This window comes from Citrobacter freundii complex sp. 2024EL-00216, from assembly GCF_043945515.1.
Taxonomy (GTDB): domain Bacteria; phylum Pseudomonadota; class Gammaproteobacteria; order Enterobacterales; family Enterobacteriaceae; genus Citrobacter; species Citrobacter portucalensis.
This window is the reverse complement of the sequence record NZ_JBIMRA010000003.1, coordinates 41,727-58,910: the sequence shown is the minus strand read 5'-3', so window position 1 is coordinate 58,910 and position 17,184 is coordinate 41,727. Positions and strand designations below refer to the sequence as shown.

General features: G+C 51.5%; 15 protein-coding genes and 5 tRNA genes. 10 read left to right on the top strand and 10 right to left on the bottom strand.

The features are described 5' to 3' along the window. The first annotated feature begins 188 nt into the window (after positions 1-188). The 10 genes from ACHHZ7_RS04670 (at position 189) to ACHHZ7_RS04625 (ending at position 6,328) form a co-directional block, all read left to right on the top strand. Positions 189-281, top strand: a tRNA-Ser gene (locus ACHHZ7_RS04670). Positions 282-284: 3 nt separating this feature from the next. Continuing rightward, positions 285-361: transfer RNA gene (locus ACHHZ7_RS04665), tRNA-Arg, on the top strand. A gap of 60 nt (positions 362-421) precedes the next feature. Continuing rightward, a tRNA-Arg gene (locus ACHHZ7_RS04660) sits at positions 422-498 on the top strand. 191 nt (positions 499-689) lie between these two features. Then, a tRNA-Arg gene (locus ACHHZ7_RS04655) sits at positions 690-766 on the top strand. Positions 767-937: 171 nt separating this feature from the next. Next, positions 938-1,014, top strand: a tRNA-Arg gene (locus ACHHZ7_RS04650). Positions 1,015-1,321: 307 nt separating this feature from the next. Continuing rightward, positions 1,322-1,888, top strand: a complete 567-nt coding sequence (yqaB, locus tag ACHHZ7_RS04645; RefSeq protein ID WP_003825960.1) for a fructose-1-phosphate/6-phosphogluconate phosphatase — start codon at positions 1,322-1,324, stop codon at positions 1,886-1,888. Then, the gene (locus tag ACHHZ7_RS04640; RefSeq protein WP_003825961.1) at positions 1,885-2,313 is read left to right on the top strand and encodes a YqaA family protein; all 429 of its coding nucleotides are present in this window, start codon (positions 1,885-1,887) and stop codon (positions 2,311-2,313) included. Before yqaB ends, ACHHZ7_RS04640 begins: the two co-directional genes overlap by 4 nt. 77 nt (positions 2,314-2,390) lie before the next feature. Then, complete coding sequence (gene gshA, locus ACHHZ7_RS04635; protein ID WP_060683334.1) at positions 2,391-3,947, top strand: glutamate--cysteine ligase; 1,557 nt, start codon at positions 2,391-2,393, stop codon at positions 3,945-3,947. 149 nt (positions 3,948-4,096) lie between these two features. Further along, complete coding sequence (luxS, locus tag ACHHZ7_RS04630) at positions 4,097-4,612, top strand: S-ribosylhomocysteine lyase (protein ID WP_003037312.1); 516 nt, start codon at positions 4,097-4,099, stop codon at positions 4,610-4,612. Between the two features lie 345 nt (positions 4,613-4,957). Further along, complete coding sequence (locus tag ACHHZ7_RS04625) at positions 4,958-6,328, top strand: carbohydrate porin (RefSeq protein ID WP_395148684.1); 1,371 nt, start codon at positions 4,958-4,960, stop codon at positions 6,326-6,328. A 48-nt stretch (positions 6,329-6,376) separates the two neighbouring features. Here the strand turns inward: ACHHZ7_RS04625 and emrB are convergent, their stop codons facing one another. The 10 genes from emrB to nrdF form a co-directional block, all read right to left on the bottom strand. After that, the gene (gene emrB / locus ACHHZ7_RS04620; protein ID WP_003825966.1) at positions 6,377-7,915 is read right to left on the bottom strand and encodes a multidrug efflux MFS transporter permease subunit EmrB; all 1,539 of its coding nucleotides are present in this window, start codon (positions 7,913-7,915) and stop codon (positions 6,377-6,379) included. A 16-nt stretch (positions 7,916-7,931) separates the two neighbouring features. Next, complete coding sequence (gene emrA, locus ACHHZ7_RS04615; RefSeq protein WP_003825968.1) at positions 7,932-9,104, bottom strand: multidrug efflux MFS transporter periplasmic adaptor subunit EmrA; 1,173 nt, start codon at positions 9,102-9,104, stop codon at positions 7,932-7,934. 130 nt (positions 9,105-9,234) lie between these two features. Next, positions 9,235-9,765 carry a multidrug efflux transporter EmrAB transcriptional repressor EmrR gene (emrR, locus tag ACHHZ7_RS04610; RefSeq protein ID WP_003037300.1) on the bottom strand — a complete coding sequence of 177 codons (531 nt, stop codon included), beginning with the start codon at positions 9,763-9,765 and terminating at the stop codon, positions 9,235-9,237. Between the two features lie 90 nt (positions 9,766-9,855). Further along, entirely contained in the window at positions 9,856-10,191 is a 336-nt protein-coding gene (gene ygaH / locus ACHHZ7_RS04605; protein WP_003825969.1) for an L-valine transporter subunit YgaH, read from the bottom strand. Further along, the gene (locus tag ACHHZ7_RS04600; protein WP_060683335.1) at positions 10,181-10,918 is read right to left on the bottom strand and encodes an AzlC family ABC transporter permease; all 738 of its coding nucleotides are present in this window, start codon (positions 10,916-10,918) and stop codon (positions 10,181-10,183) included. The genes ygaH and ACHHZ7_RS04600 overlap by 11 nt, the downstream gene beginning before the upstream one ends. 122 nt (positions 10,919-11,040) lie before the next feature. After that, positions 11,041-12,225, bottom strand: coding sequence for an MFS transporter (locus ACHHZ7_RS04595; RefSeq protein WP_060683336.1), 1,185 nt, complete (start codon positions 12,223-12,225; stop codon positions 11,041-11,043). A 190-nt stretch (positions 12,226-12,415) separates the two neighbouring features. Continuing rightward, positions 12,416-13,411, bottom strand: coding sequence for a glycine betaine/L-proline ABC transporter substrate-binding protein ProX (gene proX, locus ACHHZ7_RS04590; RefSeq protein ID WP_003825976.1), 996 nt, complete (start codon positions 13,409-13,411; stop codon positions 12,416-12,418). A 189-nt stretch (positions 13,412-13,600) separates the two neighbouring features. Then, positions 13,601-14,665, bottom strand: coding sequence for a glycine betaine/L-proline ABC transporter permease ProW (gene proW, locus ACHHZ7_RS04585; protein ID WP_032944705.1), 1,065 nt, complete (start codon positions 14,663-14,665; stop codon positions 13,601-13,603). Beyond that, positions 14,658-15,860 carry a glycine betaine/L-proline ABC transporter ATP-binding protein ProV gene (gene proV, locus ACHHZ7_RS04580; protein WP_003825980.1) on the bottom strand — a complete coding sequence of 401 codons (1,203 nt, stop codon included), beginning with the start codon at positions 15,858-15,860 and terminating at the stop codon, positions 14,658-14,660. Before proV ends, proW begins: the two co-directional genes overlap by 8 nt. Before the next feature lie 354 nt (positions 15,861-16,214). Next, a complete protein-coding gene (gene nrdF / locus ACHHZ7_RS04575) occupies positions 16,215-17,174 on the bottom strand; it encodes a class 1b ribonucleoside-diphosphate reductase subunit beta (RefSeq protein WP_060683337.1) in 960 nt (319 codons plus the stop codon). Positions 17,175-17,184 lie beyond the last annotated feature (10 nt).

The following is a 17,184-nucleotide window of genomic DNA, read 5'->3' as shown; positions in this document are numbered from 1 at the left end:
AATTGCCAATTTATCTGTTGATAAAACACTCTTTTTGCCGTTTTTGCAGACTAATTGCGCGTGAAATGTGCAAACGATAAAAGCTCTGGAAAAATTGTTTGACTTATAAGTCCCAGAAAGTAATATGTGCGCCACGCAGCGACGATGAGCAGAAACAAGTTCTTCGAAGCACTCGCAAGAGGCGTGTTGGTGAGGTGGCCGAGAGGCTGAAGGCGCTCCCCTGCTAAGGGAGTATGCGGTCAAAAGCTGCATCCGGGGTTCGAATCCCCGCCTCACCGCCATTTGCATCCGTAGCTCAGCTGGATAGAGTACTCGGCTACGAACCGAGCGGTCGGAGGTTCGAATCCTCCCGGATGCACCATGTTACTTGATAGCGCTTTAGCAGCGACATCAAATCTGCAGTAAAGTAAGTTTCCCTGATGCATCCGTAGCTCAGCTGGATAGAGTACTCGGCTACGAACCGAGCGGTCGGAGGTTCGAATCCTCCCGGATGCACCATCTTCTCCGAGGCAACAGCAAACTGTTGTTTCATGGTCTGCGAGATAATCGCGAGCACCAGGGAGGATAACGTTGCTTTAGCAGCGGCCCGCAGGGCGAGGCGCAGCCGAGTAATCCTCCCGGATGCACCATCTCTTACTTGATATCGCTTATCACGATATCAATATCGGCAGTAAAGCAAGTTTTCCGATGCATCCGTAGCTCAGCTGGATAGAGTACTCGGCTACGAACCGAGCGGTCGGAGGTTCGAATCCTCCCGGATGCACCATATTCTCCGAGACAACAGCAAAACTGTTGTTTCATGGTCTGCGAGATAATCGCGAGCACCAGGGAGGATAACGTTGCTTCAGCAACGGCCCGCAGGGCGAGGCGCAGCCGAGTAATCCTCCCGGATGCACCATCTTCTTCGCAGTATCAGTAGTAATCAGCAATTCCCAATGCATCCGTAGCTCAGCTGGATAGAGTACTCGGCTACGAACCGAGCGGTCGGAGGTTCGAATCCTCCCGGATGCACCATCTTCTCCTGAATAATAGCGAAACTGTTGTTTCACGGTCTGCGAGATAATCGCCAGCACCAGGGAGGATAACGTTGCTTCAGCAACGGCCCGCAGGGCGAACACTAGTGAGTCATCCTCCCGGATGCACCATCTTCTCCGAGATAACAGCGAAACTGTTTTTTCATGGTCTGCGAGATAATCGGCAGCACCATCTCCCCCTCAAATAATTTCCACATACTCTCTGAACACCCCTCAATTCGCTGTCAGCGACAAAATCAATCAATTACGATAAAATAACGTCTGGTCACTCGGCTTGTGAGAAGACGATGTACGAACGTTATGCGGGTTTGATTTTTGATATGGATGGTACCATCCTGGATACCGAGCCTACGCATCGTAAGGCGTGGCATGAGGTATTGGGGCATTATGGACTACGGTTTGATGAACATGCCATGGTCGCCCTCAATGGCTCCCCAACGTGGCGTATTGCGCAGTCGGTAATTGAATTGAACCATGCCGATCTTGATCCTCATGCGCTGGCACGTGAAAAAACCGACAAGGTGAGAAGCATGCTGCTGGATAGCGTCCAGCCTTTGCCGTTGGTTGATGTCGTGAAAGCCTGGCATGGTCGTCGTCCTATGTCGGTAGGTACGGGTAGTGAAAGCGCAATTGCAGAAGCGCTGCTCGCTCACCTTGGTCTGCGTCGCTATTTTGATGCTGTAGTCGCAGCCGATCACGTACAACACCATAAACCGGCTCCTGATACGTTTTTGCTTTGTGCCGAACGTATGGGGGTTGTTCCGGCTCGTTGCGTCGTGTTTGAAGATGCCGATTTTGGAATACAGGCGGCGCATGCCGCGGGAATGGATGCCGTGGATGTCCGGTTATTGTGAGTGATGGACTGTCGCTCCTGTCACTGTTTGCCAGCAGTTTTCTCAGTGCCACGCTATTACCCGGCAATTCTGAAGTTGTTCTGGTTGCTTTGTTGGTTTCCGGGGTCAGTCATCCCTGGGTCTTAGTCTTAACAGCAACAATGGGTAATAGCCTTGGAGGGTTAACTAACGTTATCCTTGGGCGTTTCTTTCCATTGCGTAAAACATCGCGCTGGCAAGAAAAAGCCACAGGCTGGTTGCGGCGCTATGGCGCTGTCACACTATTATTAAGCTGGATGCCGGTTGTGGGGGATTTGCTGTGCCTGTTAGCCGGGTGGATGCGCATCTCGTGGGGCCCAGTTCTCTTTTTCTTATGCCTTGGCAAGGCGCTGCGCTATGTTGTTGTCGCAGCGGTTACGACACAAGGCATTATGTGGTGGCACTAATTGTGTTGTGGGATAGCCTTCAGGGTAACCAATACCATTATGCTAATTAAAACGATTTTGACAGGCGGGAGGTCAATTTGATCCCGGACGTATCACAGGCGCTGGCCTGGCTGGAAAACCATCCTCAGGCGTTAAAGGGGATTCAACGTGGTCTGGAGCGCGAAACGCTGCGTGTTAATGCAGATGGGTCATTAGCAACGACAGGCCATCCTGAGGTGTTAGGCTCAGCGCTAACGCATAAGTGGATAACCACTGACTTTGCCGAAGCATTGCTGGAGTTCATTACTCCACCCGGTGACGACATTGAGAAAATGCTCACGTTCATGCGCGACTTACATCGTTATACCGCCAGAAACCTTGGCGACGAGCGTATGTGGCCGTTGAGCATGCCTTGCTATATTGCCGAAGGTCAGGATATCGAACTGGCACAGTATGGTACGTCGAATACCGGTCGCCTGAAGACGCTGTACCGTGAAGGCCTCAAAAACCGTTACGGCGCGTTGATGCAGACAATCTCGGGCGTACACTACAATTTCTCGCTGCCTATGGCTTTCTGGCAGGCGAAATGCGGTGTAACCGAAGGTGAGGATGCAAAAGAGAAGATCTCCGCGGGCTACTTCCGTCTGATCCGCAACTACTACCGTTTTGGTTGGGTGATCCCGTATTTGTTTGGTGCCTCTCCGGCCATTTGTTCCTCATTCCTGCAAGGAAAACCGACAACTCTGCCGTTTGAAAAAACCGACTGTGGGATGTATTACCTGCCGTACGCAACGTCGCTGCGTCTTAGTGATTTGGGCTATACCAATAAGTCGCAAAGCAATCTCGGAATTACGTTTAACGATTTGCATGAGTATGTGGCAGGATTAAAGCGCGCGATTAAGACGCCTTCCGAGGAGTACGCGGCGATCGGTCTGGAGAAAGACGGTAAGCGTCTGCAAATTAACAGCAACGTTCTGCAGATTGAAAATGAGCTGTATGCGCCTATTCGCCCGAAACGCGTCACTCGTCGTGGAGAAACGCCATCAGATGCGCTTCTGCGTGGCGGTATCGAGTACATCGAAGTACGCTCGCTGGATATCAACCCGTTCTCGCCTATCGGCGTGGACGAGCAGCAGGTGCGCTTCCTCGATCTGTTTATGGTCTGGTGTGCGCTGGCTGATGCCCCGGAAATGAGCAGCGATGAATTGCTGTGTACGCGTAAAAACTGGAATCGCGTGATTCTCGAAGGGCGTAAGCCTGGACTGACGTTAGGTATTGGCTGTGAAACAGCCCAGTTCCCGCTGCCGAAGGTTGGGAAAGATTTGTTCCGCGATCTGAAACGCGTGGCACAAACGCTGGACAGCATCGATGGGGGAGAGGAGTATCAGAAGGTCTGTGATGAACTGGTTGCCTGTTTTGACAATCCTGAACTGACTTTCTCTGCCCGGATCCTACGGTCTATGATTGATGAAGGCATTGGCGGCACGGGCAAAGCGTTGGGTGAGGCTTACCGAAATCTGCTGCGTGAAGAGCCGTTAGAAATAGTGCAGGAAGCTGAGTTTATTGCTGAAACCGAGGCTTCAAAGCGTCGTCAGCAGGAGATCGAAGCGGCTGATACTGAGCCGTTTAGCGCGTGGCTGGAAAAGCACGCTTGATACAAAAGAAAAAGGCCACTCGGGAGTGGCCAAAATTTCATCTCTGAAAACAGGGATGATGATAACAAATGCGCGTCTTTCATATACTCAGACTCGCCCCGGAACAAAGAGTTCAGATTATTTTTAAAAAATTTATCGGAGGTGGCTAAATGCCGTTGTTAGATAGTTTTACTGTCGATCACACCCGGATGGAAGCTCCCGCGGTCCGGGTTGCAAAAACGATGAACACCCCGCATGGCGACGCAATCACCGTGTTTGATCTGCGTTTCTGCATTCCGAACAAAGAAGTGATGCCTGAGAAAGGTATCCATACGCTGGAACACCTGTTTGCAGGTTTTATGCGTAACCACCTTAACGGTAACGGCGTTGAGATTATCGATATCTCTCCGATGGGATGCCGTACCGGCTTCTACATGAGCCTGATTGGTACGCCGGACGAACAGCGCGTAGCCGACGCGTGGAAAGCGGCAATGGCGGACGTGCTGAAAGTACAGGATCAGAACCAGATCCCGGAGCTGAACGTTTACCAGTGCGGTACGTATCAGATGCACTCTCTTAGCGAAGCACAGGATATCGCGCGTCATATTCTGGAGCGTGATGTACGCGTGAACAGCAATGAAGAGCTGGCGCTACCGAAAGAGAAACTGCAGGAACTGCATATTTAGTCTTATTGGTTAGCTGTTCCAGTATTTAAATTAACCCCGGTTTATGTCCGGGGTTTTTTATTGCTTAATATAATGTGTGTTTATTATATTTGCGGCGAGAATATATTTTAATTTAAATGATGCCTGACCTGTTAAATAATAAAGTGTGATCTGGTAAGCAGAAAGCGGTGGATAATTAACGATGCCAGAGTGTATTGATCACATAAACTAAAAAACATAAATAATTAATAGAAAAACATAATGGAATGCGCCAGATATCCGGGTAATAACAAGACTCTTTTAATAGCCGGTAGATAGGGTTTTTATCAAATCTTATCTGGTATACATTAAACTTTAGGGATGAAAATGAAGGCTAAATATTTGGCGCTGATGATCGGTGCTTGCTTTTCTCATAACCTTTGGGCAGCAAATAATATCACTATTGAGCAGCGTCTGGCTGAACTGGAGCAACGTGTTGTTAATGCCGAAAAACGGGCATCCGATGCTGAGGCGCAAATTCGCTCGCTGAAGCAGCAGCAGGTCGCCGCTACGCCGACGGTGAATGTCCAGTCTGCCGAGCCGATTGCAGCAGGTGAAACTCCGCCTAAGCTGACATTATCCGGCTTCAGCGATATTAAGTTCTATGGCGATGTCGAATTTAATATGGATGCGGCAAGCCGTTCCGGTAGCCTGACATCGACGAGAACGTCAGCGAATAAAGATTGGGCACCAGGAACCAATGAACGCTGGGATATTAACGGACGCCTGTTGCTGGGCTTTGATGGCTACCAGCGGCGGGACAACGGTAATTTTGCAGGGTTCTCGGTACAGCCTCTGGCGGACCTGACCGGAAAAATGAACCTCGATGATGCCGTTTTCTTCTTTGGTCGTGAGAATGACTGGAAAATTAAGGTTGGTCGTTTTGAAGCCTACGATATGTTCCCGCTGAATCAGGATACGTTTGTTGAATATTCGGGGAATACAGCGAACGATCTCTACAGTGACGGTTACGGCTATATCTATATGATGAAAGAAGGACGGGGACGTAGCGACAGCGGGGGTAACTTCCTGCTGAGCAAAACCATCGACAACTGGTATTTCGAAGTTAACACATTGCTGGAAAATGGCAGTACGTTATATACCGAGAAGCAGTACCACGGAATGGATTTAACCAACGATAAAAACGTGGCTTACGTCCGTCCGGTTATCGCCTGGCAAAACGGGCGTTTTTCAACGGCGATAGCGATGGAAAGTAACGTCGTTAACAACGCCTACGGCTATTACCAAAATGGGACGTGGATCGATCAGTCAGATCGTACGGGCTATGGTTTTACCATGACCTGGAATGGTCAAAAAACGGACCCGGAAGATGGCACAGTGATTAACCTGAATACCGCCTATATGGATGCGACCGATGAGACAGATTTTACCGCTGGGGTGAATGCGTTGTGGCATCGATTTGAACTGGGTTATATCTATGCGCATAACAAAATCGAAGCTTTCAATGCTACCAATATCGATGCCGTTTGTGAGGACGATTGCTGGATCACCGATCCCGGCAATTATGACATTCACACTATTCATGCCTCATATTTATTCCCCAATGTGATGGATATGAAAAACTTTAACATCTACTTCGGTGCCTATGCTTCATGGGTAGAGGCCAATCCGAATAATGGTGATAACAGCGAAGATGCGCGTTACGGCGGGCGTCTGAGATTCAAATATTACTTCTGATTGTAGGTCTAATAAAAAAGGGATCCGCAGATCCCTTTTATCAGATAGTTAGTGTGCGCCACCGCCGCCGCCGCCCGCACCGAAGGGCGGTTTGGCGAACCACACCAGGCCAAGCAGGACCAGGAAGATCCCCGCCGACATCCAGAAGATTTCGTTAGCGGAAATAATCAGCCCCTGATTGGTGATCTGCTGAGCTATCCAACCTGAAGCCTGCTGGTGCGTCATCCCTAAATCTTGCAGCTTATCGTACATAGCCTGTGCATTTGGGTTGTAGGGGTTAACAGATTCCGTTAGCTGCGCATGATGCAGCGACTCGCGGTTTGTCCACATTGTCGTCGTAATCGATGTGCCAATGGAACCTGCCAGCGTTCGCGTAAAGTTCGACAAGCTGGATGCCGCCGCCAGACGCTCGGGCGGCAAGCCGGACAACGTAATGGTGGTTAGCGGCATAAAGAAGCAGGCTACCGCGAACCCCTGAATAAACTGCGGCCAGGCCGATGCGCCAAAGTCCATACCCGGCTCGAACGTCCACGCACGCCAGTAGAAACAGACGGCGTACATAATAAAACTGAACGTTACCAGCCGACGCATATCCAGCTTATGCGCGAAGCGGCCGATAATCGGAGACAGGATCACCGGAATCACCCCAACCGGCGCTGACGCCAGACCAGCCCAGGTTGCCGTATAGCCGTATACCTCCTGCAACAGCTGCGGCAGCAGGACGATTGCGCCGAAGTAGAGCATATAGGCCAGGCTGATACACAGGCAGCCGATGGTAAAGTTGCGCGACTTAAACAGCGAGAGATCGACAATGGGGTGCTCGTCGGTAAGCTCCCAGACGATCAGGAAGCTGATAGCGACAACGGCGACCACCGTCAGGATGATAATCTCCTGCGAGGCGAACCAGTCCAGCTCTTTGCCGCGGTCGAGCATAATCTGCAAACTGCCGATACCGATAACCAGCAGTGCCAGACCAATGGCGTCAATGCGCCGCTGCTCGGTTTTGGTTTCCCGACCGCGAAGGGTTTGCAGGGTCATCAATACCACCACAGCCCCGATTGGCACGTTGATAAAAAATATCCAGCCCCAGTGATAGTTGTCGCTGATATAGCCCCCAAGAATAGGACCACATATCGGGGCAACAATCACCGTCATCGACCATAGCGCGAGGGCGATGGAACGCTTGGCGGGTGGATAGTTATTCAGCAACAGGCTCTGTGACAGCGGAATTAATGGACCGGCGACAATACCCTGGATTACGCGGAAGAAAATCAGCATGTTCAGGCTGGTGGACATCCCGCATGCCCATGACGCAATGACGAAGGCGATAGTTGACCACATAAAGAGTCTTACTTCGCCAAAGCGTTTTGCCAGCCAGCCGGTGATCGGAATAGAGATAGCGTTCGCCACCCCGAATGAGGTGATCACCCAGGTCCCCTGGCTCAGTGAAGAGCCGAGGTTCCCGGCGATAGTGGGGATCGCCACGTTAGCAATGGTGGAGTCCAGCACCTGCATGAATGTCGCCAGGGACAGCGCGATCGTCATAATGACGAGCTGCGCGCCTTCCAGCGGTTTTTGCTGTTGCATCACACGCACCTTTGAATTAGCCCGCGTTGGCCCGCACGATCTCTTCGATCATCTTATTGACCGGAGCAAGGTTGATTTCACGTGCATTACTTTCTGATACTGGCGTGGTACGAACCTGGCTTGCCAGAATTTGTCCGTCACGATTTGAGGTATCTACCGTAACCAGTGTAGACAAACCAATACGTAATGGATGCTGTGCCAGTTGCTGCGCATCCAGTTCGATACGTACCGGCAGACGCTGGACGACTTTGATCCAGTTGCCGGTTGCGTTCTGCGCTGGCAGCAGGGAGAAGGCGCTGCCCGTACCCATATCGAGACCGACAACTTTACCGGTATATTTTACGTCATCGCCGTAAATATCGCTGATAACGGTCGCTGGTTGGCCGATACGCATGTGTGCGAGCTGTGTTTCTTTGAAGTTGGCATCTACCCACAGGTTAGTGGCCGGAACAACCGCCATCAGCGGCGTGGTTGGGCTAATTTGCGCACCAGGCTGTACGGCGCGACGGGATACATAACCGGTCATTGGGCTGACAATTCTGGTACGTTCCAGCGCCAGCCAGGCATTGCGCACTTCGGTGGCAGCCTGTTGCACAGCGGGTTGATCTTCCAGCTTGCTACCCAGAATCATCGCCTGGTTAGCATTATATTGTTGGATCGCGACATCAAGCTGGGCCTGAGCGCTGGCGACGGCATCACGAGCGTGTTGCAGCTCTTCACGGCCAATCAGGTTGGCATTGCCCAGCGGAACTCGGCGATTAAAGTCGCTTTGTGCCTGCGCCAGTGCGGTTTTTTGCACTTCAATGCTTGCCTGTAACTGCTTGCTGTTGATCATCAACTGGTGCGTCTGACGCACGCTGGAAGCCAGCGCAGTTTTGGCTTTTTCAAATGCCTGCTTTGCGTCTGTCTGGTCGAGGGTGACCAGCACATCGCCTTGTTTTACAAAGTCAGTGTTATCAGCCCAGACTTTCGTCACGCTGCCTGATACCTGAGCCATGATTTGAACCTGGTTCCCTGCCACGTACGCATCGTCTGTCTCTTCGACATGACGAAGTACTAAAAACCAATAAATCCCATATGCCACGGCAATGATAATAAAGAGCAAGGTCAGAAGGAGAAGCATACTTTTACGTTTGCCATTCTTCTTGACCGGTTGCTGCGGGGTTTGAGTCTCCGCATTTGCGCTCATGTTGTTCTCCACGATCTTATTTTTTTTCACATCGGCTGAGCCGACCTGTTTATCAGACAGGCCAGCAGTATGCGTGCTGGCCTGTCGGTTTTTTCATTTATAAATCTGGATTTCTGAGCGAGTCAGCGCGTTAGCGCAGCGCTTCTAACACCGCGCCATCCTGCTCCATCTGATCAAGACGGGTCAGAAGTTTACGGGTAATTTGCTCAAGCTGATCTTTTTCGGTGGTGCTAAGAGACGACCAGAGCTGATGCAGGCAGTTATGCTGAGGCGGTAACACCTCTTGCAAAAATGCATGGCCTTTCTCGGTCAATTGCAGATGCAGACAGCGGCGATCGTTATCGCTTTCACGACGTTCGATCCAGCCACGTTTTTCTAACTCATCCGCAATGCGGGTAGCGTTAGTGCGTGACGAGCCAAGCGCGCAACTCAGTTCAGAAGGCTGAATACTGTGGTTTTCCTGAGACTCCAGCGTAATCAACGCCATAAACAATGTCTCGTTAATCCCTTGAGCTTTCAGCATCTTATTGCGGTTTTCCAGCAACTTACCCTGCATGTGCATACAGAGGCGAGTCAGAAGCACTTCCTGATAAGGGAACTCTTCGTAGCGGCTGGCGCGAAATTTTAGCATTTGTTCAATGGGCGTAAACGAACTATCCATTTGGGTATAACCTCATTAATTTCAGCCGATATAGTAACGACAGTGACAAATAAAGTAAATGTATTATTTCTTTAAAATGATTGTTTTTATCTATAAGCCAACAAGCATTTTCCAGGCTAATCCATAGCCCAGAGCACTCAGTAACGTTGGAATGATGATGCTGCGGGTCTTATAGAAGCTTGCGCCCAGTATGACAAACCCCACCAGCGTAGGCACGAACCGACGAGCGTCGTGCATAACTTCTGGTGCGGTAGACACCACCAGCAGGGCGCAAATAGATGCAATGCCAATAGTGTCGAGTAGTATGCCCGTCGCGCCGCGCTTCGTCGGGCGAACATTGCCTACCCCAAGACGGAGTGGCAAATAGCGAAAACAGTAATTAACGCAGCCGACCAACAGGCCAAGTAGCAGAACCTCATAGCTCATCAGGATCTCCCTGCCAAAATGACTGGATGAGCGCCGTCAGGCATCCGCAGACAATACCTGCAAGGATAGCGGCAGGTATGGAAAACAGCATGACGCCAGCCAGCGCCCCGGCCAGGGAGGCTGTCACGCAGAGCGCTTGTTTACGTTGGAATGACGCGAGCAGGAAGCTCATAAACAGCGCCGGGAGCATGAATCCCAGTGCCGCTTCAACCGCCGGGTAATCCTTGAGTAAACCACTGCCGGAAAACGCGCCGATCACCGTACCAAACACCCAGGAGGCCCAGGAGCATAGTGCGATGCCGATCATCCAGTTTTCACTCCAGCGCCGATTATCCCGGACCAGTTTTGCCGTTGCAGCGGCAAAGACTTCATCGGTAAGGCCAAAAGCCCAGAGTGCACTTTTGGGTTTACTCAGTCGCTGGGCTATTCGGCTGCGCAGGGAAGGGCCGTACAAAACATGACGGACATCCATGGCCATGACGGTAAGGGCGGCGACCCACAGCGAACTGCCCGCAGCGAGCATGGTGGTAATGACAAACTGGCTGGCTCCCGCATAGATAATGCAGGAGAAAAAGACGCTTTCAACCGGCGTAAAGCCAAGGCGAGTGGCATTGAGACCAAATGCAAAAGCGACCGGAATATAGCTGATGACTATTGGCAGGCTGTCTTTGAATCCTTCCGTTAACGTTGCCGAACAGGATTCAGACTGGGGTACAGGGCTTTCCATAGGGTTATAGGTTTCATTACCGAAATTAATATAACTTGGCTCAATGAGTTATAACCTTAGCAGACTGATGGGCTCCTTAACACCCTGTGGAGCCCAATCAGCGGTAAACATGCACTATACGCTTAATTTACGGCTTCCTGACGGTGAAAACCTCGCCACCAGACCACCAGGTTGAGTACGGCAACGGTCGTACCCGCCAGACAAACGCCAGCCCAACCAGCATGCTGCCAGGCGGAGGCTGAAATCAGCGAACCTGCCGCTCCGCCAATAAAATAGCTGGTCATGTATCCGGCGGTCAGGCGATTACGCGCATCCGGATGAATGCGATAGATAACCGTCTGGTTGGTGATGTGTACTCCCTGAACGGTGAGGTCCAACACCAGAATACCGATAATCAGCATGGGGACTGAAGCGTGCCCAAGCCAAATAGCAAGCCAGGAGAGCAGCAGTAATAGCAGTCCTATGGTTGTGGTCAGGTGGGATTTACCTTTATCGGCAAAACCGCCTGCAGGACGTGCGCCTAACGCCCCTGCGGCACCCGCCAGACCGAACAGACCAATCATTCCTTCCGAATAGTTAAACGGCGGCGCGGCGAGCAAAAACGCCATCGAGGTCCACAGGATACTGAAATTGGCAAAAGTCAGGCAGCCCAGCATCGCGCGGGTACGCAGCAATTTATCGTGAATAAACAGGCTGAGTACCGAGCCTAACAGCTGAGGATAGTTAAGATGAGTATCGGATTTCATTTTCGGCAGGCCGCGCCACAGCGCAACCGCCATCAGCGCCATTAATACTGATGCGACCCAAAATACGGTGCGCCAGCCGCCAAGATTCGCCAGTAATCCCGCCACGGTGCGCGCCAGCAGAATACCCAGCAGCAGGCCGCTCATAATCGTGCCGACAACCTTCCCGCGCTTGTCCGGTGTGGCAAGCGTTGCCGCCAGCGGAACCAAAATCTGTGCCACTACCGAGAACAGTCCGGTCAGGGCAGTACCGAGAATCAGCATACCCAGCGACTGGCTGCTGGCGGTGATCAGCATGCCGCCAGCCGCGAGCAATGTCATGGAGACAATCAGCATCCGACGTTCAAACATATCGCCAAGCGGCACTAAGAACAGCAGGCCGGCAGCGTAGCCGAGTTGGGCTGCAGTGACGATAAACCCTGCGGTACTGGCAGATAGCGAAAAGTTGCGCGCGATGGTGTCGAGCAGCGGCTGCGCATAATAGTTACTGGCGACGGCGAGGCCGGTGGCAATAGACATTAACAGGATCAGCGAAGGGCTAAGTCCCTGAGTAGTTTTCGTCATTGTTTTCAACTGAGTAATGGGTTGCAGAAAACAATCATAACGGAAGTGATTAAATGTTGCTGATTTGTTGAGTGATGGATTGTGCTATTGGGGGAAGGAGGATAGGCCGGATTAGGTGCATCGCGCCACCATCCGGCATTTATGCGGTTACAGGCCTGATGGCGCTACACTCATCAGGCCTGTGAGTGGGTTATTTCTGCGCGGCCAGCGCTTCGTTCACCCAGCCGTCAAACTGCTGCTGGTGGGCTTTGATCCAGCCGTCAACGTGACCCTGTACGTCGGCTTCAGACGCTTTCCCGTCGTGCATCATTGCGTTCTGCGCGTTGATATCCGCCAGCGGCAGCTTCATGATGGCAAACAGTTTCGCCGCAGCCGGGTTTTTCTCCGCCCAGGCTTTATTGGCGACAATATGCATAGTGTTCACCGGGAAGCCGTAGTTGGCGCCGTTTGGCAGTTTGGTATCAATATCTTTCTGCTCGCCTGGCAGGGAAGAGAACGGCACCTGCAGCCAGACCACATCTTTACCAGGTTTCATTACGTCGCTCACCCAGTACGGTGTCCAGGTGTAGTAAAGAATGGGTTTACCTTCTTTGAAGCGGGTAATGGTGTCGGCCATCATCGCCGCATAGTTACCGTGGCTGACCTCGACGGTTTTTTCCAGATCGAAAGCTTTGTTCTGGTGGTTGATTACTGCTTCACAGCCCCAGCCCGGTGAACAGCCCATCATATCGGCTTTTCCGTCACCGTTGGTGTCAAAGATTTTGGCGATCTTCGGATCTTTTAACTGGGCGATATTGGTGATTTTATATTGCTCAGCGGTTTTCTTGTCGATCAGATAACCCTGTGCGGCACCCGTAACGAATACCCCCTCGCGATAAAACTTTTTGTCTCCGCCCGCAGCGGCGTACATATCATCATGCAGCGGCTGCCAGTTCACGGCGGTAAAAGTTGCATCGCCAGAGGCAATGGAGGTATAGCCGACGTTGTAGTCAACTTCGCTGGTTTTGTTAACGGTGTAACCCAGTTTCTCCAGCGCACGGGCGACTAACTGCGTCTGGAAGGATTCTTCAGAGATAGTGCTCTGGATTGGCTGTACGGTGATGCCTTTGCCCGGCAGGTCGGCAGCGAAAGTGCTGGTGGAGACAAGGGTGGCAAACGCTGTGGCAATAATTACTTTCTGTCGCATCGTTGTTCCTTATTACACTTCATCCTTCAAGCTGCCTCTTTGTTGGCTGCACTCATGCACCCCAGTCACGTACTACTTGTACGCTCCTGGGGATACATTCGTTTACCGCCGCGATGCAACTTGAATGATTATGTGTAAGTTAATGAATTGTAGGCCCGGTAAGCACAGCGCCACCGGGCAACGGGTGAATTACTTCGTGAAAGGGCGAGTGATAAGCCCAACGGGACCGGTGGTGTACCAGCGACGGTTGCCACGACTACGCGAGTCGCGACCGACGGCCTGCGTCAGGCGGTCGAGAATGATAGCGAGGATCACAATCCCAACCCCGCCGACGGTGGCAAGCCCCATATCCAGACGACCGATTCCGCGCAGAACCATCTGACCCAGTCCGCCGACGGCAATCATCGACGCGATGACGACCATTGAGAGTGCCAGCATCAGCGTCTGGTTAACCCCAGCCATAATGGTGGGCATTGCCAGCGGGAGCTGCACTTTAAACAGCATCTGACGCGGGCTGGCGCCAAACGAGCGCGAGGCTTCAATCAGATCGGCTGGCACCTGGTTAATCCCCAGAATAGTCAGACGCACGATTGGCGGCAGGGCGAAGATAATCGTCACCACTACGCCCGGGACGTTACCAATACCGAACAGCATGACAATCGGCACCAGATAGACAAACGCGGGTGTGGTTTGCATGGCGTCCAGCAGCGGGCGAACAATTTTTGCTGCCCGTGGACTGCGCGCCAACCAGATCCCCATCGGCAGACCGATAACCACGCAGAACAGCAGCGCGGTCAACACCAGCGCCAGGGTTATCATGGCCTGCGACCACGCGCCGATGGCACCGATAGCAATCAAGGAAATCAGCGTCGCAACGCCCATCCCCACGCCGGAAATCTGCCAGGCAATCAGCGCGAACAGGATAATCGCCACGGGCGCTGGCATACCCAACAGCAGCTGTTGAAAGCCGTTGAGAATGTAATCCACCGGGACACGAATGCCCTGGAAGACCGGACGGAAATGGGTAACGACCCAGTCGATCCCCTCTGTGACCCAACTGTCAAGCGGGATCAGCGTTTTATGGAACGGATCCATAATATTGAAATGCTCTGGTGCCGGCGCGGGTGCGCTGGTCAGCCAGTCCGCGCCACCACCGTCAGTGGGTGCGCCTGATGGCGTACTCCAGGCATCAGCATTTTGTGCGGCACTGTCGGCCGCTGGTGTGGTGTCCCACGGATTAGTTTGATCAGCCATTGTTTACCCCCTCACGATCTAAAGCCTGTAACAGCATGCGTTTTGAAATGACGCCCACATACTGCTGTTCCTCATCTACAACCGGCACCGCGCACGGGGCCTGACCGACATGAGAAAGCAACTCGCTGAGAGGGGTTTGTGCATCTACGGCTAACGGCTCATCGATCAATGCCGCTTCAATACCTTGCGCCTGACTTAACGCTGTTTTTAATGAGTCGATAGAGACAACGCCAACGAATTTATTGCCGCGTTCGATCACGTAACCATATTCGCGATCTTTGTCCTGCAATAATTGCAGCGCAGAACGTGGACCCACCCCGGGGTTTTTACGAATCAAACCTTCGGGACTACGGCGTGAAATATCTTTCGCGCTAAAGACCTGGCTAATATCGACACCACGGAAGAAGGTGCGTACATAATCATTGGCCGGATTATTCAGGATTTCATCTGGCGTGCCGACCTGGACCACTTCACCGTTTTGCATAATGGCAATTCTGTCGCCAATACGCATGGCTTCGTCGAGGTCATGCGATATAAAGACCACGGTGCGTTGATGCTTCGCCTGTAGTTTTACCAGTTCATCCTGCATCTCAGTACGAATTAATGGATCGAGGGCTGAGAAGGCCTCATCCATTAATAAGATGTCAGGGTTAATGGCTAATGCGCGGGCGAGGCCTACACGCTGGCGCATCCCCCCGGAAAGTTCATCCGGGTAGCCGTGAGCATAATTCTCCAGACCAACCTGGCGCAGCGCATCTAACGCTTTTTCACGACGTTCATCCGCACCAACACCGGCTAATTCCATGCCGAATGCCGTATTGTCGAGAACCGTCATGTGCGGCATCAGGGCAAAGGATTGGAACACCATCGCAATCTTTTTTCTGCGCACCTCGCGAAGCTCAGCATCGGATATCCGGGCGATGTCTACGCCGTCAATCAATACCTGTCCGCGGGTGGGTTCAATCAGGCGATTGAGAAGGCGTACCATTGTGGATTTACCCGAACCGGATAATCCCATGATGACAAATATCTCGCCTTCTTCAATGGCCAGACTGGCGTTCTTAACGCCAAGCGATAGCCCCGTTTTATCCAGAATCTGCTCTTTTGAAAGTCCTTTTTCAATATATTTGAAGGCTCTCTGGGGATGCTCTCCAAATATCTTATAGAGATTTTTAACTTCTAATTTAATTGCCATGCAATAGAATGATTCCTGTTATTTGTTTATATCGATATATTACCTGATGGAAATAGTGACCTTTTTCTACCCTAACATACTGAGAATCTGAGACAACCCTGAATTTGGTTGTGGCATGAATATTGCCAAAGGCCAAGTGGCGGGACTTCCCGTGATATAAGGGCTGAGCGCGAATGTGAACGGGTTAATATTTTTTGTAAATGGCAATGAAAAATCGCCTGAATTGCTGGAATGCAGGCGAATAATGCGGCTGATATTGAGTGTAGATCACACAATTATATTTGCACGACAAAAGTGTGATCCTGTTAAAATATTTCCGCGAAAAATGTACGGTATTTCCCGTGAAAATGAGCGCTAGAAATTCCAGTCGTCATCTTCGGTTTCGACCGCTTTTCCCATCACATAAGATGAACCGGAACCCGAGAAGAAATCGTGGTTTTCATCAGCGTTGGGCGACAGCGCGGCAAGGATTGCCGGGTTAACCTCCGCCATTTCAGGCGGAAATAGCGCCTCATATCCCAAATTCATTAATGCCTTATTGGCGTTGTAACAAAGGAAGGCTTTGACGTCATCCACCCAGCCGGTTTCTGCATACAACTCTTCCGTATAACACGCTTCGTTATCATACAATTCCATCAGCAGGTCAAAGGCAAAATCCTTTAACTCCTCGCGTGCGGATTCGGAAATATGCTCCAGACCTTTTTGATATTTATAACCAATGTAATACCCATGAACTGCTTCATCACGAATGATCAGACGAATGAGATCGGCGGTATTGGTCAATTTGCCGCGGCTGGAAAAATACATTGGCAACCAGAAGCCAGAATAGAACAGGAAGGATTCCAGAAACACGCTGGCTATTTTTTTCTTCAACGGTTCGTCGCTGGCGTAATGTGTCAAAACGATCTGCGCTTTGCGCTGAAGTGGGGTATTTTCCTCACTCCAGGCGTAGGCAGCATCCACGTCTTTGGTCTGGCAAAGGGTAGAGAATATAGAGCTGTATGAACGGGCGTGCACCGCCTCCATAAAGCTGATATTCGACAGCACCGCTTCTTCATGCGGCGTTAACGAATCAGCCATTAACGCTGGTGCTCCGGCAACATTCTGAATGGTGTCGAGCAGCGTCAGCCCGGTAAAAACGCGGATTGTTAACTGCTGTTCGGCGGCGTTCAACGTTTGCCAGGCCGGAATGTCATTGGAGAGCGGGACCTTTTCCGGGAGCCAGAAGTTACTGGTCAGACGGTTCCATACCTCAAGATCTTTATCATCCTCAATCTTGTTCCAGTTGATGGCGCTCACGCGGGATAATGTCATTTTCTCCTCC

Excerpts from the sequence above, each read along its gene's own strand:
- ygaH (WP_003825969.1), bottom strand. The coding sequence starts at position 10,191 with ATGAGCTATGAGGTTCTGCTACTTGGCCTGTTGGTCGGCTGCGTTAAT.
- proV (WP_003825980.1), bottom strand. The coding sequence starts at position 15,860 with ATGGCAATTAAATTAGAAGTTAAAAATCTCTATAAGATATTTGGAGAG.
- emrA (WP_003825968.1), bottom strand. The coding sequence starts at position 9,104 with ATGAGCGCAAATGCGGAGACTCAAACCCCGCAGCAACCGGTCAAGAAG.
- proW (WP_032944705.1), bottom strand. The coding sequence starts at position 14,665 with ATGGCTGATCAAACTAATCCGTGGGACACCACACCAGCGGCCGACAGT.
- emrR (WP_003037300.1), bottom strand. The coding sequence starts at position 9,765 with ATGGATAGTTCGTTTACGCCCATTGAACAAATGCTAAAATTTCGCGCC.
- yqaB (WP_003825960.1), top strand. The coding sequence starts at position 1,322 with ATGTACGAACGTTATGCGGGTTTGATTTTTGATATGGATGGTACCATC.
- ACHHZ7_RS04595 (WP_060683336.1), bottom strand. The coding sequence starts at position 12,225 with ATGACGAAAACTACTCAGGGACTTAGCCCTTCGCTGATCCTGTTAATG.
- ACHHZ7_RS04625 (WP_395148684.1), top strand. The coding sequence starts at position 4,958 with ATGAAGGCTAAATATTTGGCGCTGATGATCGGTGCTTGCTTTTCTCAT.
- nrdF (WP_060683337.1), bottom strand. The coding sequence starts at position 17,174 with ATGACATTATCCCGCGTGAGCGCCATCAACTGGAACAAGATTGAGGAT.
- emrB (WP_003825966.1), bottom strand. The coding sequence starts at position 7,915 with ATGCAACAGCAAAAACCGCTGGAAGGCGCGCAGCTCGTCATTATGACG.
- proX (WP_003825976.1), bottom strand. The coding sequence starts at position 13,411 with ATGCGACAGAAAGTAATTATTGCCACAGCGTTTGCCACCCTTGTCTCC.
- ACHHZ7_RS04600 (WP_060683335.1), bottom strand. The coding sequence starts at position 10,918 with ATGGAAAGCCCTGTACCCCAGTCTGAATCCTGTTCGGCAACGTTAACG.
- luxS (WP_003037312.1), top strand. The coding sequence starts at position 4,097 with ATGCCGTTGTTAGATAGTTTTACTGTCGATCACACCCGGATGGAAGCT.